This window comes from Variovorax sp. P4_B11, from assembly GCF_056402355.1.
The window spans coordinates 47839-65286 of record NZ_JBFUHO010000032.1 but is presented as its reverse complement, the minus strand read 5'-3'; the positions used below and the strand labels follow the sequence as shown (position 1 = coordinate 65286).

Below are 17448 nucleotides of genomic sequence, written 5' to 3'. Positions count from 1 at the left end.
TCTACATTCGCATCAGAATTTTTCATATGCAGATCGACTCACGGCAACTGGCCGCCTTCGCTGCCGTGCTGCGCGAGGGCAGTTTCGATGGCGCGGCGCGCGTGCTGCACATCACGCCATCGGCCGTCAGCCAGCGCATCAAGGGCCTCGAGGAGCGGATGGGGCGCGTGCTGCTGCAGCGCAGTTCGCCCTGCGTCGCCACGCCGGCCGGGCAGGCCCTGCAGCGGCACGCGCAGCAACTGCAATTGCTGGAGGCCGACGTGCTGCGGCCCTTCGGCCTCGGCTTGCCGGACCCGCAACGGCCTGATGAATCAGGGCCTCCTGCACTGCCGCTGGCCCTGGCGGTCAATGCCGATTCGCTGGCCACCTGGTTCGTGCCGGCGCTGGCCGCCGTGCAGGCCGCGCACCCGGTGGCCTTCGAGCTGCATGTGGAAGACCAGGATCACTCCAAGCTCCTGCTTCGCGAAGGCCGCGTCATGGCGGCGGTCACCTCCGAGCCCCAGCCGGTGCAGGGCTGCGTGGCCGAGCCCCTGGGGGCGATGCGCTACGTGGCTGTCGCCAGCCCGGCGTTCATGGCGCGGCACTTCGCGCACGGCGTCGACGCCGTATCACTGGCCGCGGCGCCGTGCAGCGTGTTCAACGCCAGGGATTCGCTGCAGGCGCGCTTCATGCGCCGACTGACGCGCAAGAAGCTGGCGCCACCGATGCACCAGGTGCCGAGCACCCACGGCTTCGTGCACGCCGCGTTGCAGGGCCTGGGCTGGGGGATGAATCCGCAGGTGCTGGTGGGCGGCCTGCTCGCGAGCGGCGACCTGGTCGAACTGGTGCCGGGGGAGGGCCTCGAAATCGCCTTGTACTGGCAGCACTGGCGCATCGAATCGGAGGTGCTGCGCGGGCTGACGGGCGCGGTGCATGCCGCGGCCGCCGCCATGCTGGTGCCGGCCTGATGCGTCCCCGCGTCTGCTGCGCTATTGCCCGACGACCGACCAGCCCGCCTGCTGGTTGGTCTTGTCGTTCTCGTATTCCCAGCGCGTGCCGCAGGCGTCGCAGCGGTAGCTGGTGACGTTGACGATATGGCCGTCGCCGCGCTCTTCCTTGCGGCTGGACTGTTGCACGAGCTCGGCGTGCCCGGGCGCACGGCGCCAGTTGCGCTGGATGCCGGCACATGACGCGCAGAGCACCATCTTCTTCAATTCGGCCTGTCGGTTGGACTCGTTCGCCATGGGCTTGTGCTCTCTCTGGGTGGTTCGCTCGGTCGGCGATGTTAGCGTGCGCGGGGTCGCCCCGGAGAGAAGGAGGAGGCGCCTGCTCAGCGGAAGTCCCTGAGTCCGGCGCGGATTCGCGCCCTGCGGATCGCGATGTCGGCACGCCGCTCGGCCGCGGACAGGCGCTCGATCTTGCGCTGCCTGTGCAGCCGCCACTGCTGCACGATGACCACGGCGCTGCAAAGGCAGGCAACGAGGAACGCGGCGACGGCCACGGTTGCCATGGCGAGCGCGGCAAGCTCCCAGCCGCGGTCGATGCCGCCACCCGCAGCCGAACGATCGCCGCCGACGAACAGGAAGATGGCAGCCACGGTGAACAGGATCCCGACGATGGCGGCGCCCTGCCGGGCCTTGCGCAAACCGGGGGATGGCAGCGGAATCTCGTCCAAGGGTGGAAGGTTCATGATCGCGGCAGGGCCATCATGGCGCGCCCGCAGCCGGCCCCGGGAAAGAAGATGCCAGTCTTGTTTCCGCGGCGCATCATCTGTTTCAGCGAGGCCCGCAGCCGACCCTCATTCGCACATTGTTTCAATGAGGACCGCACAATAGGGTGTCATGCGTTGTCGGTTTGTCATCCTCGGGCTTGTCTTGCTCGGCGCCGTCTCCTACGCCGAGGTGATCCGCTGCGCGGACGCGGCCGGCAACGTGAGCTATACCGATGGCGCATGCCCGTCGGGCGCCCGGGCCGTGGGGCGCGTGGCCGTGCCGGAACCCGCCCCGCCGGCGCCGGGCGGCGCTGAACCGGCGAGCCCATCGCCATCGCAGCGAGAGCGGGCGGAAGCCGCGGCGCGTCCGCCGCCGGCACCCTCGGGGCCGATCGTCATCGACGCGCGTGGCAGCCGCGGCGGCGATCCAGCCGTCGATTCGCGCTGGAGCGACAGTGGCGTCGATCCGATGCCGGTCGACGATGGCTATGGCTATGGCTATCCCGGCGGCGCCTATCGACGTCCGCCGCCGCGCGACATGCGGCCGCGAATCCGCCACTGCGACGCGGGCGGCTGCGAGGACCGGCAGGGCAACCGATACAACCGCTCCGGCCAGCTCGAGCGCTACCAGAGCCTGGACGGCAGGACTTGCCGGCCCGTGGGCACGACCACGATCTGCCGCTGAGCCGTCGGTGCCCCGCTACCTGGGGCAATCGCCGCCGACGGACGAGCTGCCGTCCTTGCACTCGGTCAGGATCGGCGCGCTGCGCGGGCGAGATGGCAAGGCCCCGGACTCCGGGCCGCGCTCGTGCTGGTACACGATCTTCTTGCTGCCGAGCTCGCAACTGCCGACCACCTGGCCTTCCACCGGTGCCGCGGCATCGATCGCGACGACCGCGAAGCGCAGCACGCCGGCGGCGGCGATCTTCGCCTCGATACGGGCGCGCAGGGCTTCGCAGTCTTCGGCGCCGCTGGCTGCGGTGGCTGCGGTGGCTGCGGTGGCGCAGGCCCACGCGATGGGAAACAGCCACAGTCTGTTCATGGTGCGAACCCTTTCGGAGAGGCAGGTCGGCCGGACATTCTGCCGGACCCCGAATCGGACCCGCTGCCCCGCCCAGCGTCGCTATCCCGGCCGATCACCCTTGAGGGTGATTCACTGCATCACGCTCATGCTGAACTGGCTCCGGGATGTTGGATCCTCGATTCATCGGCTCGTCCTCGACTCGGCTGCCTTGGTCGAGGCGGCATACCTCGGCCCGGGCAATGCGCTGCCTCCACCCGCCGGGAGCGGCTTGACAAGATGGGGCCAATGCATCGAGAGTGAGTCCCATCGCGTGTTCGCCCCAAGCGAAGATCAGGTGACCCAGTCGAGCATCCAAATGAAGACCCAGAGCCCATCCGCCGAGATCCATCGCCACAGCAACTGCCCTCGGGAGCACGGGTGAATCCGCTGCGATTCGGACTCATCGCCAACCGGGTGCACCGCCAGGGGGGCGATGGTGCGCTCATGACCTGGGCCAAGACCTGTGACGAAGGAATCCGCGCCCTCGACATGCGCCTGTTCGTGGTGGGGGGCGCGTACGACGCATTGATGAATGCGCAGATGTTGATGGGGTATCGATCGATGTTCCGATTGCCCTCGGGGGTCGAGGGGGGCGTGATGAGGCTGGCTTCTCGCATTGCGGGCGGGCTGAAGCCTGAAGATGAACTCGACGGCGTGATCTACCTGATCGATCCGGTCGATCCGTCGTCCCTCTATCCAGAGGCCCAGGCGCTGAAGCGCCAGTGCGTCATTCATGGCAAGCCATTCGTGTCCACCTCGGCCGGTGCGGTCGAGTGGATCGCCGTCGAACTGCTCCATGCGAACAAGGGCAAGGCGGAACTCCGGCTGCCACTGGCAGGCCAGACCGTCGCATTGATTGCACACGACGCGTTGAAGCAACGCATGGTGGATTTCGCCGCCCGACACTTCGACATCCTGTCCAGGTTCGCCGCGCGCGTGGGCACCGGCACGACCGGCGGGCTGCTCAACGAGATGGCGTGGTCTCGCGGATGGCCTGCAGGCCAACCCTGGGTCCAACGCCACCTGAGCGGACCCATGGGAGGCGATGCACAGATTGCGGAGCTGGTGCTGAACCGCGCCTGCAGCAAGGTGATCTTCTTCGAGGATCCGCATGTCGCACGCCAGCATGAGGCCGACATCCAACTGCTCGAACGAGCGGTTTGCACGGCTTCGAAGGACACCACGTGCTTCAATTCGCCGGCGATGGCTGAACGCTGGGCTGCGGCCGTGTCGCTGCAGCCAGCGCGCTGAAGACCCGCCGATGGACGCATGCGCTCGTTCGACCGAAAATAACCGGATGGACCTCACCGACCACAGCTTGAAGAGCCTGTTCGCACAACTCGGATTGCCGAACTCGAAAGGCGAAATCGACGCGTTCATCGAGCGGCACGGCCCGCTTCCGGGGGCCGTTCGGCTTGCTGATGCGCCATTTTGGACCGCGGGCCAGGCAGCGTTTCTGCGGGAAGAGATCAACGAAGATGCCGAATGGGCAGAGTTGGTCGATCAACTCGATGCGCTCCTGAGGCAATGACGCCCCGGAGGCCGGTCGCGGACGCCGCAGCTACGCCGGAGGGCTCGTCTCGACCCTGTGCGCATGCAGCGCCTCGAAAATCGGCGCGTCGCTGAAGCGAAACAGGTCGAGTGTCGTCGGCCCGGCGGGGTCGCAGTGCGCCGCGAAGGAAGACCACGACGGCACGACGAACATGTCGCCGCGCCGGACCGTCCACTTGTCTTCGCCCACCTCGACCGTGCCGCCGCCCTCGAAGACCTGGTAGACCGACGACCCGACTTCGCGCCGCGGCCGCGTGCCGGCCCCCTGCCTGATGCGGTGCATCTCGGTGCGAATGGTGGGCAGCACGTCGCGTCCGTTGGCCGGGTTCGTGAAGCGCACCGCCGCATGACCCGGGCTCAGCGTGGCGGGTTGGCCTTCATCCTCCAGCGCCAGCTGGTCGGCCAGGGCCCGGTCGGTGTCGATCCAGCGGTAGGCCAGCAGCGGCGTTGCGGCCGGCGGCTCCGGCTGCGACAGCGGGCGCAGGCCGGGGTGGCCCCAGAGGCGCTCCGAGCGCGAGCGCGCCGGCGTGGCTTTCTCGGCTGCGCTGACGTGTTCGCGCCCGAATTCGAAGAACTGCGACTCCGTGTAGTACGAGAAAGGGATGTCCAGTCCGTCGATCCAGGCCATCGGTGCGCTCGCCGCGTTGTGATGGGCATGCCAGTTCCAGCCGGCTTGCGGCAGGAAGTCGCCGCGCGACATGCGCACCGGGTCGCCGTTGACCACGGTCCACACGCCTTCGCCTTCGACCACGAAGCGAAACGCGTGCTGCGTGTGGCGGTGCTCCGGTGCGTCCTCGCCTGGCATCAGGTACTGGATCGCAGCCCACAAGGTCGGCGTGGCGAAGGGCCTGCCGCCGAGCGCCGGGTTGGCCAGGGCGATGGCACGTCGCTCGCCGCCGCGGCCGACAGGGACGATGCGCCCGGCTTCGCTCGCCAGCGCCACCAGGCGATCCCAGCGCCAGAGATGGGCGGCCGCCTTGCTGCGCGGATGCCGGGGCATCAGGTCGCCGATCTCCGTCCACAGCGGGACGAGCAGTTCGCGTTCGAAGCCGCGGTAGAGCTGTTCGAGCGCAGGGCTGGGCTCGGGTTGGCCCGGACCGGCGACGGCCTCGAGGCGCACGGGCGAGGGCTCGGTGTTGCCTGCCATGTTCATTCGGCCGGGCCGACCGTGAGCGCGATCTCGCCGACGCCGGCGATGCGGCCTTCGACGCGGTCGCCCGGCTGCAGCGGGCCAACGCCTTCGGGCGTGCCGGTGAAGATCAGGTCGCCGGGTTGAAGATGGTAGAACTTCGAGAGGTCCTCGATCAGCTCGGGGATGCTCCAGATCAGCTTGGAAAGATCGGAGCTCTGGCGTTCCCGCCCGTTCACGCCGAGCGCCAGCGCGCCGTGGTCCAGCACGGTGGCCGGCATGGGCACGACTTCCGACACCACCGACGACTGCTCGACGTCCTTGCCGAGGTCCCAGGGCCGGCCCTTGTCCCGGGCCACCAGTTGCAGGTCGCGCCGCGTCATGTCCAGGCCGCAAGCGTAGCCGTAGATCAGCCGGGCGGCGTCGGCGCGGCCGATGCGAAAGCCCGGGGCTCCGATGACGAGCACCAGCTCCATCTCGTGGTGGTAGTTTGCGGTTTCCGGCGGATACGGCACGGTGGCGCCGGATTCGACCAGGGTCGACGGGCTCTTGGTGAAATAGAACGGCACCTCGACGGTCTTGTCGACCGGACGGCCCATCTCGACGGCGTGGGCGTGGTAGTTGCGTCCGACGAAGAACAGGCGGTTGATGGGCAGGCGTCCGGTCTTGCCGCGCACCGGCAGCGAGGGAACGGGGGGAGGGGTCCAGAGGTAGGCAGAGGTCATGATTTTCAGCAGAGGGGTTGGGGATCCGGTCGGGCGTCGGGCCTCGATTCAAAGCTTGGCGAGCGGCACCTCGAGGTCTGCGAGCCGGTTCGGGTCGACGCGGGTGCGGCGTTCGATCAGGCGCCGCGCGAATCGCAGGTCCCGCGCCGCGTTGGGGCCCAGCGCCGCGACCACCTTGTCGGCGTCGAGGAAGAACATCACGAAGCTGTCGGAACCCCGGTCCCCGCGCACCACCACCTGGTGCGCGGGCGTCGGCATGCCGAAGATCTGCAGGTTGACGTCGTACTGGTCCGACCAGAACCATGGCAGCGGCTGATGATTCACCGCGATGCCGAGCGCGGCGCGGGCGGCGGCGATGCCCTGCTCCTGGGCGTTCTGCCAGGACTCGAGCCGCATCCGTCGGCCCGCCCATTCGCTATGCCAGGTCGCCACGTCGCCGGCGGCCAGGATGTCGGGGTCCGACGTGCGGCATTGCGCATCGACCCGCACGCCCGCCTCGCACGCCAATCCGGCCTCGCGCGCCAGCTGGTCGTTGGCGACCAGTCCGACACCGACGAGGACCGCATCGCAGGCCAGTTCGCGGCCATCGCCGAGCGTGACCGCCAGGCTCCCTTGCGTGTCCCGGGCCAGTCGCTCGACCTGCGCGCCGAGCTCGACGCGGACGCCGTGCGAGCGGTGAAGCCGCAGCAGGTAGTCGGAGATTTCCGGCGGAACGCTGCGCTCGCACAAGCGCCCCATCGCCTCGACGACGGTCACCTCCATCCCCTTCTTCCTGGCGGTGGCAGCCACTTCGAGGCCGATCCATCCGCCGCCCACGACCAGCAGCCGCTTGCCGGCGGACAGCGCAGCGCCGAGCGCCGTCGCATCCTCGATGCTGCGCAAGGTGAAGACGCCGGGCAGGTCGGCGCCAGGGACCTTCAGTCGGCGCGCCCGTCCGCCATTGCACAGGATCAACTTGTCGTAGTCGACGGGCTCCCCCTGTGTCAGGTGGAGCTGTTTCGCGGACCTGTCGATCCGGGTCGCGCCGACCTTCGGCCGCCAGTCGATGTCGAGCAGGTCGAAGGCTTCCTGTTTCACCAGGTAGGTGGACTCCGCGGGCGCTTCTCCCGAGAGCACCACCTTCGACAAGGGCGGGCGCTCGTAGGGCCGATGGGCTTCGTCGCCGATCAGGACGACACGTCCCTTGAAGCCTTCGCTTCGCAAGGTCTGCGCGGCCCAGCCGCCGGCCTGGCCGGCGCCCACGATCACCAGGGTCTCGGTCGTCATTTGGCCGCCACCGCGTTGCGGATCGTCGCGCCGGCATCCACGCTGTGCGTGACTGCCGAACGACCCGTGTGGATGAGCAGAGTCGCCACCGCCGCGAGCACGGCAGGGAGGGCGATCGCAACGAAATTCTGTTGCAGCGGAAGCGCCATGCCGACCAGCGCGCCGATCAGGATCGGCCCCAGCAGCGCGCCGATTCTTCCGACACCCAGCGCCCAGCCGATCCCCGTGCTGCGCACGGCCATGGGGTAGAACTGGCCGACGTAGGCCAGGTTCACGATCTGGGTCCCGATGGTGCAGGCGCCGGCGAGTCCGACCATCAGGAACAGCGCGGGCGTCGGCAGGGCCTGGCCCAGCAGCGTGATGGAAATGGCTGCAAGCACATACATGGCGACCAGCACGTACTTGATGGGCAGCCGGTCGGACAGCCACCCGCCTGCGATCGCGCCGATCATGGCGCCGAAGTTCAGCACCAGCACGAAGGTGAGTGCCGATCCCAGGCTGAAGCCTGCGCTGGCCATGAGCTTGGTGAGCCACGAACTGAGTGCGTACACCATGAAGAGGCACATCAGGAACGACAGCCAGAACATCAGCGTGCTGAAGCCGCGCCCTTCATGGAAGAGGTGCCCGATCGGCGTGCTGTCCGCCCGGTCTTCCTGCGGCAAGGCGAACTGGTCGTCGGACTGCGGTTTGTAGCTCGGGTCCAGGCGCGAGGCGATGTGCCGCAGTTCGTCGAATCGACCCTTCCTGATCAGGTAAGGCATCGACTCCGGGAACGATCGGAAGATCAGCGGGATCAGCAGCACAGGCAGGCCCGCGACGATGAAGACCGACGGCCAGCCCAGGCGCTCGATCATCCCCTTGCCGACCAGCGCCGCCAGCATGCCGCCGACGGAGTAGCCGCTGAACATCAGCGTGACCATCATGCTGCGGATCTTCAGCGGCGAGTACTCGGTCATCTGGGCGACCACGTTGGGCATCACGCCGCCGATGCCGACGCCGGCGATGAAGCGAAAGATGCTGAACATCACCGGGTCCCTGGCCAGACCCGCGGCGGCCGTGAAGACGCTGAACAGCGCGACGCAGATCGCGACCGCCCAGCGCCGCCCGATCCGGTCGGCGACGGTGCCGAGGAAGATGTTGCCGAACATCATGCCGAACAGCGCCGAGCTCACCATCAGGCCTGCGTTCGCGGGGGCGACATTCATGCTCTGCATGATCGCGGGCAGGGCAATGCCGACGACCGCGAGGTCATAGCCGTCGAAGATGATGATCAGCGCGCTCCAGAACAGCACCAGGCCGTGGAAGCGATTGAAGCGCGCCTTGTCGGCGAGCGCGTGGACGTCTATGTGGCGCATCGATGTCTCCAGGTAGGTCGATGAGAGAACCCTGGCGGGGGCAAGGATCCAAGCACTGTGGGGTGCCGGGGCATGCCGCGGCGACGCCTCGTGTTCCCGAGGTCGCCGAGCGGGTGGGAGCGGATCAGTCCAGCGCGAGAAACACGCGGCCGGCTTCGATCCTGACGGGGTAGGACCGAATCGCTTCGGTCACCGGCGCACAGGCGGGCTGCCCGTTGCGGACGTCGAACTTGCCCTGGTGCAAGGGGCATTCGATCTCGTGCCCCTCGAGGAAGCCCTCGCACAGGCGGGCGTGCCCGTGGGTGCAGATGTTGTCGGTGGCGTAGATCCGGCCCTCCACGCTGTACAGCGCGATGTCGCGGCCATCGACCACCATGCCGACCACGTCGTCTTCGGGCACCTGGTCCACAGGTGCGGCATCGGTCCATTGCGAAATGCTCATGGGGGGCCTCAGATCGGATAGATGATGGAGTTGGGGATCATTTCGCTGTCGTAGATGACTTGCCGCGAAGCGAACTTCAGGCCCTGCCCGGTGCGAACCACGGTGTCGATGTAGCGGCCGACGCTGAAGACGGAAGAAAGCTCGGAGAGCTTGGTGCGGAACACCGCGTAGTTGGCTTCGCATTCGAAGCGATCCGACCCGGCTTTCAGGACGCGCGGCGTTCCGACGACGTGGCGCTGGTAGTAGGGGTCGTGGAACAGCGTCTCGCGAATGCCGTAGACGCGATCCTTCAGCATGCCCTTGCTCTCGAACGACAGCGTGGCGAGCGGAAAGCCGCGTTCGTGGTTCTCGCGCGGCTGCAGGCGGTAGCTGCATTCGTCCGTGAAGAATTCCGGCCAGAGCTCCCACTGCCCGGCGCTGAGCACGTTGGCGTATTCGGCGTAGAGCTGGGTCAGCGCGAAGTAGTCCTGAAAGTCCATCTCAAGCCTCCATGACCTTGCGCCAGTAGGCGTACATGCCCCGAATCAGGGTCTCGGTGACCATGTGGTCCGTGTCGCCGACTTCGCGCCCGCCCAGTTCGGCGAGCGTGCGGTGGAACGGCTTCTGCTCGAAGCCCTTCTGAGACAGCTCGATGACTTCCCCGTCATCGGCCGACACGAAGCCCGCCGGACCGAAGAGGTTGGCCTGGCGCAGCCGCCGCTGCGTCATCGCGTCGTCGTCGTCCTCGAAGCCGAAGTGCGTCCAGACGAAATCGAAAGCCCCAGGCCCGCTGGGTTGAATGTGCCGCGTCGAGACGCTGTTGACCTGCTGCTGCAGGATCACGCTGGGGAACAGCGTCATCATCACCGCCGTCGGGCCGCCCCACCAGGGCTCGGGAACGATGTCGAGGAATCGGTCGTCGTGGAGCTGCATGCTCTCCTTGAAGCTCGAGACCTGGGTGACCTGATCGGCCTTGCCGCTCGAGCCCCGGGTCGAGATCATGGCGGCGTGCCGATGGTGCCGGTCCATCTTCAGTGCCGACTTGTTGTCGGCGCGCCAGAGCCCGAAGGTCACGAACCAGGTGTGCAGCAGGCCCGGGTGGTACGGGTCCTTGATGTTCTCCTGCATCAGCTTCCAGTTGCCGGGGATGCGCTGGCGGTTGTAGCCGAGGATCTTCAGCTTGCGGCCGTTGAACAGCCGATCGAAGCAGGCCCCGATTTCCGGGCCCATGAAGTCCTCCAGCGACTCGACATCGGGATCGAAGGACGCGAACACCACGCCACCGCGCGTCGCGACCTTCAGCGTGTTGAGGCCGTGGTCCGCCGGCTTGAAGTCGGCCGGCATCCCGCCGTTGATCTTGCCGTCCTGCTTGACGCCGCGGCGGAAGGGCACGCCCTGCAGATCGCCCTTGAGCGTGTAGTTCCACTGGTGGTAGGGGCAGGTGAATCCGCCGTCCTTCCGATTGCCGTGCCGCTCGCGGCAGAACTGCATGCCGCGGTGCGCGCACACGTTCTCGACGACGTTGATCGCGCCCTCGGCATCGCGGACCATGATGACGGAGCGCTCGCCGACCACCGTGCGCTTGAAGTCGCCGGCGTTCGGGATCTCGGCTTCCAGTCCCACGTAGCACCAGTGCCCGCGATAGAAGAAGCGTTCGAGTTCCCGGCGATGCTGATCGGCCTCCGTGTAGGCCATGAAGGGTATGCGGCTCGTGCCTTGGTCTTCCCAATGGATCTGCCGGGGAAAGACTGCTGTTGCGTCATCCATTCTTGTCTCCTGAGTCGTGGTGCCGGACGACCTGCGTCGTGCGGTTCCGGGATGATCGCCGCTGCGACGCCATGGTTCAATAGAATATGAAAAATAGTGCCTATTGATTTCACGAATGTGAGGCGAACATGGAACTCAAGGACATCGACCTCAATCTCCTGGTCGTCTTCCATCAATTGCTGGTCGATCGGCGGGTGTCGAAGGTTGCGACCAGCCTCGGGCTTTCGCAGCCGGGCGTCAGCAATGCCCTGGCGCGCCTGCGCAAGCTCACCGGCGACCCGCTGTTCTTCCGAACCCCCAAGGGCATGGAGCCGACCCCTTTCGCAGCGCAGCTCGCCGAGCCGACGGCGCGCGCGCTGCAGGTCATCCATGCGGCGATCAACCAGCGGGCCACGTTCGACCCCGCGACCTCGAAGCGCGCCTTCACGGTCGGGATGACCGACATCGGGGAGATCTATTTCCTGCCCAAGCTGATGAAGGAACTGGCACGCGTCGCGCCCGGCGTTTCGCTCAGCACCGTTCGCAACACGGCCGTCAACCTGCAGGACGAGATGGAAGCCGGCCATGTCAGCCTGGCGATCGGGTTGTTGCCGCAGCTCAAGGCCGGCTACTTCCAGCGCCGGCTGTTCAGGCAGCACTACGTCTGCATGTTCAGGCGCGGCCATGCGCTCGACAAGAAGCAGATTTCCTTGAACGAATTCTCGGCGGCCGATCACGTGGTGGTGGTCTCGGCGGGGACCGGCCATGGCCAGGCGGATGAACTGCTCGATCGCAGGAAGATCGTGCGCAAGATCGTCCTGACCGTTCCGCACTACGTGGCCGTCGGACATATCCTGCATGACTCGGACCTCGTGGCGACCGTTCCCGAGCGGCTGGCGCAAGCCTTGGCCGGGCCTTTCGGCTTGTCCTATGTGCGTCACCCCGCCAAGCTGCCCGAGATTGCGATCAACCTGTTCTGGCATGGCCGCTATCAGAAAGACCCGGCCATCGCATGGCTGCGCGCCTTGATCATCCGGCTGCATGGGGAAGCCGCGGCCGCGCGCGACAGGCTGCCGGCCTCGAGCACGGCGATGAAGTAGCGAAGGGCGCGCAGGTCCATGGGGGTTCATGCTGCTGCGCCGGACGCCGGCCCGTCAGTAAACTCGCCCGATGATCCAAGCGGCCCACCCCCTCCTGCTCGGTTGCATCGCCGACGACTTCACCGGCGCCACCGACCTGGCCAACAACCTGGTGCGCGCGGGCATGCGCGTGGTCCAGACCATCGGCGTGCCCGAGGGGCCGCTGGGCGCCGAGGTCGACGCGGTGGTGGTGGCGCTGAAGTCGCGCACCATCCCGCCGGCCGAAGCGGTGGCGCAATCGCTGGCGGCGCTGCATTGGCTGCAGGCGCAGGGTGCAAGGCAGATCTACTTCAAGTACTGCTCCACCTTCGACAGCACGCCTGCAGGCAACATCGGCCCGGTGACCGAGGCGCTGATGGACGCATTGCACTGCGACTTCACCATCGCCACGCCGGCCTTCCCCGACAACAAGCGCACCGTGTTCAAGGGCTACCTGTTCGTGGGCGAGGTGCTGCTCAACGAAAGCGGCATGCAGAACCATCCGCTGACGCCGATGACCGATGCCAACCTGGTGCGGGTGCTGCAGTCGCAGAGCCGGCGCAAGGTGGGCCTGATCGACCACGTGGCGGTGGCGCAGGGCGCCCAGGCGATCCGCGACCGCATCGTGCAGTTGCGCGGTGAAGGCGTGGGCATCGCGATCGTCGACGCGGTCTCCAACGACGACCTGCTGCGCCTCGGCCCGGCCTTGGCCGGCATGCCGCTGCTGACCGCCGGCTCGGGCGTCGCCATCGGCCTGCCGGCGAATTTCGGCATCGCGCCGTCGTCGACCGCCAGCGCACTGCCGGCGGCGGGCGGCCTGCGGGCCGTGGTGTCCGGCAGCTGCTCGCTGGCGACCAACGGCCAGGTGGCGGCGTTCATCGCTTCCGGCCGGCCGGCGCTGGCGCTCGATCCGCTGCGGCTCGCGGCCGGCGGCGATGTCGTCGGGCAGGCGCTGGCCTGGGCCGAGCCCCTGTTGCGCGACGGGCCGGTGCTGGTCTATTCCACGGCCGAGCCGTCGGCCGTGAAGGCGGTGCAGGGCCGGCTCGGCGTCGAGGAGGCCGGCGCGATGGTCGAGCGCGCGATCGCCGCGATTGCGCGTGGCCTGGTGGAGCGCGGCGTGCGCCAGCTGGTGGTCGCGGGCGGCGAGACCTCCGGCGCCTGCGTGCAGGCGCTCGGCATCGCGCAGCTGCAGATCGGCGGACAGATCGACCCCGGCGTGCCGTGGTGCCATGCGGCCAGCGTGGCGGCCGGCGGCGCGGGCCTGCACATTGCCCTGAAGTCCGGCAATTTCGGCGGCGACGACTTCTTCACCAAGGCCTTCGGGCAGCTGCAATGAACGAGCATCGCGCCCGCGAGGAAATCTGCCGCGTCGGCCGCAGCCTGTTCGAGCGCGGCTACGTGCACGCCACGGCCGGCAACATCAGCGTGCGGCTCGACGACGGCTTCCTGATCACGCCCACCGATGCCTGTCTCGGCCTCCTCGATCCGGCGAAGCTGGCACGGCTCGACAGCGGCCTGCGCCAGATCCAGGGCGACCGCGCCAGCAAGACCATCGCGCTGCATGCCCGCATCTATGGCGCGGCGAGCAGCTTCGATGCCGGCACGCGCTGCGTGATCCACACCCACAGCACCCACTGCGTGGCGCTCACGCTGCGCGAGACCGGCGCCGAACTGCTGCCGGCCTTGACCCCGTATTTCGTGATGAAGGTGGGGCGGGTGCCGGTGATCCGCTATCACCGCCCGGGCGCGCCCGAAGCGGCGGCGCAGGTGGCCGAGGTCATCGGGCGCTATGGCGCCGCCGGCACGCCGATCCGCGCGGTGATGCTCGAGCGCCTGGGGCCCAACGTCTGGCACGACTCGCCGGCCGCGGCAATGGCGGTGCTGGAGGAACTGGAAGAAACGGCCAGGCTCTGGCTGCTTGCGAACGGGCGCGCGGATCCGCCCGATGTGCTCGGCGAGGCCGAGATCAACGAGCTGCGACGCAACTTCGGCGCTCGTTGGTAGCCGCACCTCAGCGTCGCGCATGGGAGCGCCGCCGACGCCGACGAGGCAGCAGACGACTTGCGGCTGCGGCTTGAGCAGGGCGGTGCCGTGACAGCGCAATGCGAACGGCGCGAGGCAGGTGAGTTACCGCTCGCATCTTGCTGTGGAAAAGATCGCAGGCGACGCACCAACATGGCGTGCTGCAGTGCATGGCCCAACGCTCGCCAAGCGTGCCGCTACCAATGAGGAAAGGACATTGTGCACTGCACCAAAATACGAAAGTCAAGTCGCTGTTGTCCCCTTGGCCGGTGCATGACTCTGTGGATAACCGACTGAGCAACTCGTCGGAGCCGCGTCCTGCTTGGCTTTCATTGCGGTGCTCACGGAACGAGCAGTCCCGCCCGCGGTTCAAGTTTTTGTAGTCGCCGCCATCTGCTTGCGACGCCTTCGATGCTTCGACGACCAGGGCGTGGTTGTGAAGCGCCTCGCGGGCAGCTTCAGCGCTGGGCCAGGAACTCCTGTATCGCCTTGATCGTCGGTGCGGGAGCTTCCTCCATCAACCAGTGGCCGGAGCCCGGCACGACCAGCTCGGTCACGTTGCTTGCCGCATTGCGCATCACCGCCGCTTCATTTCCGCCGAAGGACTTCTCGCCCCCGATGGCCAGCACAGGCATCGTGAGCTTGGTCTTCACAGATTCGGTGTTGTCCTCGACATCCTTGCGGATGGACTGGAACTGGGCGAACGCGGCGCGCATCGCGCCCGGGCGAGCGTAGAGCTTGGCGTAGTACACCCGCGTACCTTCGTCCACCTTGCCGGGGTCGGCCGCAAAATCGTTCCAGAAGCGGTCCAGGTAGGTTCTCTCGCGGCCTTGCACCAGTCGCAGCATGTCCTTGCCGCCGAGGTCGAAGTGCCACAGCGCCGGCAGACGAACAATCTGGTCCCAGGGCGCAACGCCGGGCACGGGCGCGTCCATCACCACCAGCCTGGTGGTCTTGTCGGGATAGCGCGCTGCGTAGGCGTAGGCCACCATGGTGCCGATGTCATGGCCGACGATGTCGGCCTTGTCGATGCCCAGCTTGTCCAGCACGGCGCGGATGTCGGCCGCCTGGGTCCGCTTGTCGTAGCCGCTTTCGGGCTTGGAGGACAGGCCCATGCCCCGCAGGTCCGGCACCACCACGCGATGGTCCTTGGCCAGCGCTATGGCCAGCGGCGTCCACATGTCGCCGGTATCCCCGAAACCATGGATGAGCACCACGGCCGGACCGCTGCCACCCACGCGCACATGCAGACTGGCGCCGTCGGTCTGGATCTGCTGGGCCCTGAAGCCGGGCGGGTAGGGCTTGGGCTGGGCCTGCGCGGGCAGCACGGCAGCCAAGGCGATCAGGCCGGCACCGATCGCGCTCTTGAGAGGGTTGAACAACACAGGCTCCTTGGCGATCAGGTGCGGGTGATGGAGGCACCGCCATCGACCAGCGATGCCGTGCCGGTGACAAAGGACGAGTCGTCCGAGGCGAGGTACAGGACCGAGCGTGCCAGCTCCTCGGGCTTGGCGACCCGCTTGAGCGCATGCAACTGGGTCACGAAGGCCTGCGACTCGAGCGTGTTGTTCATCCCGCGGTACATGTCGGTGTCGACCGCGCCGGGCAGCACCGCGTTGACGCGCACGCCCTGCGGACCGAACTCGGCGGCCAGGGCTTGGGTCAGGCCGATCAGGCCGGACTTGCTCGCGGCATAGGCGGCGACGCCGGGAAAGGCGAAGGTGTGTCCGACGAAGGTGGAGGTGAAGATCACCGAGCCGCCGCCATTCTTGAGCATCTGGCCGATCTGGTGCTTGGCACCAAGGAAGGCTCCGGTCAGGTTGATGGCCAGGGCGTCGGTCCAGCCGGCCTCGGACACGCCGGTGCTGGGGCCTCCTTCGCCCAGGGTGCCGGCGTTGTTGAATGCGATGTCCAGGCGGCCGAAGCGATTCACGGCCAGCGCGACGAATGTCTTGGCGTAATCCTCCGAGCGCACGTCGCCGGCCAAGGCGACGGCTTGACCGTCCGCCGCGAGAATCTGGGCGACCAACTGGTCGAGTTCGGCCTGGCGGCGAGCCCCGACGACGACCTTGGCACCTTCGGCGGCGAACAGAAGCGCGGTGGCGTGGCCGATGCCCGAGCTGGCCCCGGTGATCAGGGCAACCTTGCCTTCGAGTCGCTTATTCATGATGGGATCTCCTTTGAAACCTTGAACGTTGGGTTGAATGAATCGGATCGTCCCAGTTTGGCGGTCGGGGAGCCGTTCTAGAAGAGGGCAGTTGACGGAACTGCCCTCCGGGATTGGCGAACAATCGGGCCTTGCCGGCATACTCGGGCAGCTTGCGCCCAGGACCGGCCCGGCAAGTTCAGTGGTCCGCCCCTGCCTATCGGCCCATCAGGGAGAGGAGAAACCGACGTGCTCAAACTGGACGGCATCGCGACCTTCGTCGCCGTGGCGGAGGCCGGCTCCCTCGTCGCCGCCGCGCGCCGACTGCACCTCTCGAAGTCCGTCGTCAGCGAGCGTCTGGCGGATCTGGAACAAGGCCTGGGTGCGACGCTCTTTCACCGCACGACCCGCAAACTCAGCCTCACCGAAGATGGTTCGGCCTTTCTGGAGAAGGCGGCGCGCATCGTGCGCGAGGTCGACGAGGCCGCGGCGGAAATGGCCGAGCGACGCGGGAAGCTGACCGGGCCCATGCGCATCTCGGCACCGGTCACCTTCGGGCGCATGCACCTCGGGCCGGCGCTCTACCCTTTCCTCTCCCAGCATCCGGCGATCTCGCTCACGCTGGAACTGGACGACCGCCGAGTCGATGCGTTCGCCGACGGTTTCGACGCCGTGGTTCGGCATGGGGTGATCGAAGACTCCCGGCTGGTGGCCTGGCAGTTGGCGCGCAGCCAGCGCGTGGTGGTGGCATCGCCCGCCTACCTCGCCAGTCACGGTAGCCCGCGCTCGCTGGACGACCTGGCCGGGCATCACGCCATCTACTACCTGAACCGAGGCATTGCGGACTGGCGCTTCCTGGACGCCGAGGACAGTGGCGCGGTGCGGCCCGTGGCTGCCCTTCGAGTGAACAACGGAGACATCATGCGGGACGCCGCACTGGCCGGCCTTGGGCTGGCCCTTTTGCCGACCTTCATTGTCTGGCAGGCATTGCAGTCGGGCCAGTTGGTCGAAGTGGACGTGGGCCGCGTGGTGGGGCCTGAATCCATCTACGTGGCACACCCCGAAGGACGCAGGGCCTCGGCAAAGCTGCGAGCCCTGGTCGAGTGGCTACGCAAGCGCTTCGGCGATCCTCCGTATTGGGAGCGGGCGGCCTGACAGCTGATTGCGGGCGAGATGGGCATGGCCGGGACTCAAGCCTGCTGCGTGCGCGCTCGCC

Annotated in this window: 20 protein-coding genes; 8 read left to right on the top strand and 12 right to left on the bottom strand. The window is 67.5% G+C overall.

The window, feature by feature from the left end:
* The first annotated feature begins 26 nt into the window (after window positions 1–26).
* A complete protein-coding gene (locus AC1DYD_RS25005; RefSeq protein WP_478175452.1) occupies window positions 27–947 on the top strand; it encodes a LysR family transcriptional regulator ArgP in 921 nt (306 codons plus the stop codon).
* Between the two features lie 21 nt (window positions 948–968).
* Here AC1DYD_RS25005 and AC1DYD_RS25000 read toward each other — a convergent pair whose 3' ends face one another.
* A complete protein-coding gene (locus tag AC1DYD_RS25000; RefSeq protein WP_478175451.1) occupies window positions 969–1223 on the bottom strand; it encodes a hypothetical protein in 255 nt (84 codons plus the stop codon).
* Window positions 1224–1309: 86 nt separating this feature from the next.
* Window positions 1310–1654: a hypothetical protein gene (locus AC1DYD_RS24995; RefSeq protein ID WP_478175450.1), complete on the bottom strand. Its 345-nt coding sequence runs from the start codon at window positions 1652–1654 to the stop codon at window positions 1310–1312.
* Between the two features lie 166 nt (window positions 1655–1820).
* Here AC1DYD_RS24995 and AC1DYD_RS24990 point away from each other — a divergent pair, with 166 nt between their 5' ends.
* Window positions 1821–2375 carry a DUF4124 domain-containing protein gene (locus tag AC1DYD_RS24990; protein WP_478175449.1) on the top strand — a complete coding sequence of 185 codons (555 nt, stop codon included), beginning with the start codon at window positions 1821–1823 and terminating at the stop codon, window positions 2373–2375.
* A gap of 15 nt (window positions 2376–2390) precedes the next feature.
* On the opposite strand, the gene AC1DYD_RS24985 is transcribed toward AC1DYD_RS24990, so the two are convergent.
* Window positions 2391–2732: a DUF1161 domain-containing protein gene (locus AC1DYD_RS24985; RefSeq protein WP_478175448.1), complete on the bottom strand. Its 342-nt coding sequence runs from the start codon at window positions 2730–2732 to the stop codon at window positions 2391–2393.
* Window positions 2733–3197: 465 nt separating this feature from the next.
* Here AC1DYD_RS24985 and AC1DYD_RS24980 point away from each other — a divergent pair, with 465 nt between their 5' ends.
* Together AC1DYD_RS24980 and AC1DYD_RS24975 are read left to right on the top strand one after the other, a co-directional pair.
* Window positions 3198–4004: a methylglyoxal synthase gene (locus AC1DYD_RS24980; protein ID WP_478175477.1), complete on the top strand. Its 807-nt coding sequence runs from the start codon at window positions 3198–3200 to the stop codon at window positions 4002–4004.
* A gap of 46 nt (window positions 4005–4050) precedes the next feature.
* A complete protein-coding gene (locus AC1DYD_RS24975; RefSeq protein ID WP_478175447.1) occupies window positions 4051–4284 on the top strand; it encodes a DUF2789 domain-containing protein in 234 nt (77 codons plus the stop codon).
* Window positions 4285–4314: 30 nt separating this feature from the next.
* Here the strand turns inward: AC1DYD_RS24975 and AC1DYD_RS24970 are convergent, their stop codons facing one another.
* The 7 genes from AC1DYD_RS24970 to AC1DYD_RS24940 all read right to left on the bottom strand — a co-directional run bounded on the left by AC1DYD_RS24970 (window position 4315) and on the right by AC1DYD_RS24940 (window position 10967).
* On the bottom strand, window positions 4315–5451 hold the full coding sequence (locus AC1DYD_RS24970) for a cupin domain-containing protein (RefSeq protein WP_478175446.1): 1137 nt from the start codon (window positions 5449–5451) through the stop codon (window positions 4315–4317).
* Between the two features lie 2 nt (window positions 5452–5453).
* Window positions 5454–6158: a fumarylacetoacetate hydrolase family protein gene (locus tag AC1DYD_RS24965; protein ID WP_478175445.1), complete on the bottom strand. Its 705-nt coding sequence runs from the start codon at window positions 6156–6158 to the stop codon at window positions 5454–5456.
* Between the two features lie 48 nt (window positions 6159–6206).
* The gene (locus AC1DYD_RS24960) at window positions 6207–7424 is read right to left on the bottom strand and encodes an NAD(P)/FAD-dependent oxidoreductase (RefSeq protein WP_478175444.1); all 1218 of its coding nucleotides are present in this window, start codon (window positions 7422–7424) and stop codon (window positions 6207–6209) included.
* Complete coding sequence (locus tag AC1DYD_RS24955; protein ID WP_478175443.1) at window positions 7421–8779, bottom strand: MFS transporter; 1359 nt, start codon at window positions 8777–8779, stop codon at window positions 7421–7423. Before AC1DYD_RS24955 ends, AC1DYD_RS24960 begins: the two co-directional genes overlap by 4 nt.
* Window positions 8780–8903: 124 nt before the next feature.
* Entirely contained in the window at window positions 8904–9221 is a 318-nt protein-coding gene (locus tag AC1DYD_RS24950; protein WP_478175442.1) for a non-heme iron oxygenase ferredoxin subunit, read from the bottom strand.
* Between the two features lie 8 nt (window positions 9222–9229).
* On the bottom strand, window positions 9230–9700 hold the full coding sequence (locus AC1DYD_RS24945; protein WP_478175441.1) for an aromatic-ring-hydroxylating dioxygenase subunit beta: 471 nt from the start codon (window positions 9698–9700) through the stop codon (window positions 9230–9232).
* Window position 9701: 1 nt separating this feature from the next.
* The gene (locus AC1DYD_RS24940; protein ID WP_478175440.1) at window positions 9702–10967 is read right to left on the bottom strand and encodes an aromatic ring-hydroxylating dioxygenase subunit alpha; all 1266 of its coding nucleotides are present in this window, start codon (window positions 10965–10967) and stop codon (window positions 9702–9704) included.
* Between the two features lie 128 nt (window positions 10968–11095).
* On the opposite strand from AC1DYD_RS24940, the gene AC1DYD_RS24935 reads away from it, so the two are divergent.
* The 3 genes from AC1DYD_RS24935 to AC1DYD_RS24925 all read left to right on the top strand — a co-directional run bounded on the left by AC1DYD_RS24935 (window position 11096) and on the right by AC1DYD_RS24925 (window position 14068).
* Window positions 11096–12046 (top strand): LysR family transcriptional regulator, encoded by a 951-nt coding sequence (locus tag AC1DYD_RS24935; RefSeq protein ID WP_478175439.1) that lies wholly within the window; start codon window positions 11096–11098, stop codon window positions 12044–12046.
* Between the two features lie 70 nt (window positions 12047–12116).
* Window positions 12117–13400, top strand: a complete 1284-nt coding sequence (gene otnK / locus AC1DYD_RS24930) for a 3-oxo-tetronate kinase (protein ID WP_478175438.1) — start codon at window positions 12117–12119, stop codon at window positions 13398–13400.
* On the top strand, window positions 13397–14068 hold the full coding sequence (locus tag AC1DYD_RS24925; protein WP_478175437.1) for a class II aldolase/adducin family protein: 672 nt from the start codon (window positions 13397–13399) through the stop codon (window positions 14066–14068). Before otnK ends, AC1DYD_RS24925 begins: the two co-directional genes overlap by 4 nt.
* Window positions 14069–14544: 476 nt before the next feature.
* On the opposite strand, the gene AC1DYD_RS24920 is transcribed toward AC1DYD_RS24925, so the two are convergent.
* Complete coding sequence (locus AC1DYD_RS24920) at window positions 14545–15468, bottom strand: alpha/beta fold hydrolase (protein ID WP_478175436.1); 924 nt, start codon at window positions 15466–15468, stop codon at window positions 14545–14547.
* 17 nt (window positions 15469–15485) lie between these two features.
* On the bottom strand, window positions 15486–16253 hold the full coding sequence (locus tag AC1DYD_RS24915; RefSeq protein ID WP_478175435.1) for an SDR family oxidoreductase: 768 nt from the start codon (window positions 16251–16253) through the stop codon (window positions 15486–15488).
* A 228-nt stretch (window positions 16254–16481) separates the two neighbouring features.
* Between AC1DYD_RS24915 and AC1DYD_RS24910 the strand changes: the two genes are divergently transcribed.
* A complete protein-coding gene (locus AC1DYD_RS24910) occupies window positions 16482–17387 on the top strand; it encodes a LysR family transcriptional regulator (RefSeq protein ID WP_478175434.1) in 906 nt (301 codons plus the stop codon).
* Window positions 17388–17448: the final 61 nt, after the last annotated feature.

What these genes read in the sequence shown, in the direction of transcription:
- AC1DYD_RS25005 (WP_478175452.1), top strand. Translation starts at nt 27, where the DNA reads ATGCAGATCGACTCACGGCAACTGGCCGCCTTCGCTGCCGTGCTGCGC.
- AC1DYD_RS25000 (WP_478175451.1), bottom strand. Translation starts at nt 1,223, where the DNA reads ATGGCGAACGAGTCCAACCGACAGGCCGAATTGAAGAAGATGGTGCTC.
- AC1DYD_RS24990 (WP_478175449.1), top strand. Translation starts at nt 1,821, where the DNA reads ATGCGTTGTCGGTTTGTCATCCTCGGGCTTGTCTTGCTCGGCGCCGTC.
- AC1DYD_RS24985 (WP_478175448.1), bottom strand. Translation starts at nt 2,732, where the DNA reads ATGAACAGACTGTGGCTGTTTCCCATCGCGTGGGCCTGCGCCACCGCA.
- AC1DYD_RS24980 (WP_478175477.1), top strand. Translation starts at nt 3,198, where the DNA reads ATGACCTGGGCCAAGACCTGTGACGAAGGAATCCGCGCCCTCGACATG.
- AC1DYD_RS24975 (WP_478175447.1), top strand. Translation starts at nt 4,051, where the DNA reads ATGGACCTCACCGACCACAGCTTGAAGAGCCTGTTCGCACAACTCGGA.
- AC1DYD_RS24970 (WP_478175446.1), bottom strand. Translation starts at nt 5,451, where the DNA reads ATGGCAGGCAACACCGAGCCCTCGCCCGTGCGCCTCGAGGCCGTCGCC.
- AC1DYD_RS24965 (WP_478175445.1), bottom strand. Translation starts at nt 6,158, where the DNA reads ATGACCTCTGCCTACCTCTGGACCCCTCCCCCCGTTCCCTCGCTGCCG.
- AC1DYD_RS24960 (WP_478175444.1), bottom strand. Translation starts at nt 7,424, where the DNA reads ATGACGACCGAGACCCTGGTGATCGTGGGCGCCGGCCAGGCCGGCGGC.
- AC1DYD_RS24955 (WP_478175443.1), bottom strand. Translation starts at nt 8,779, where the DNA reads ATGCGCCACATAGACGTCCACGCGCTCGCCGACAAGGCGCGCTTCAAT.
- AC1DYD_RS24950 (WP_478175442.1), bottom strand. Translation starts at nt 9,221, where the DNA reads ATGAGCATTTCGCAATGGACCGATGCCGCACCTGTGGACCAGGTGCCC.
- AC1DYD_RS24945 (WP_478175441.1), bottom strand. Translation starts at nt 9,700, where the DNA reads ATGGACTTTCAGGACTACTTCGCGCTGACCCAGCTCTACGCCGAATAC.
- AC1DYD_RS24940 (WP_478175440.1), bottom strand. Translation starts at nt 10,967, where the DNA reads ATGGATGACGCAACAGCAGTCTTTCCCCGGCAGATCCATTGGGAAGAC.
- AC1DYD_RS24935 (WP_478175439.1), top strand. Translation starts at nt 11,096, where the DNA reads ATGGAACTCAAGGACATCGACCTCAATCTCCTGGTCGTCTTCCATCAA.
- otnK (WP_478175438.1), top strand. Translation starts at nt 12,117, where the DNA reads ATGATCCAAGCGGCCCACCCCCTCCTGCTCGGTTGCATCGCCGACGAC.
- AC1DYD_RS24925 (WP_478175437.1), top strand. Translation starts at nt 13,397, where the DNA reads ATGAACGAGCATCGCGCCCGCGAGGAAATCTGCCGCGTCGGCCGCAGC.
- AC1DYD_RS24915 (WP_478175435.1), bottom strand. Translation starts at nt 16,253, where the DNA reads ATGAATAAGCGACTCGAAGGCAAGGTTGCCCTGATCACCGGGGCCAGC.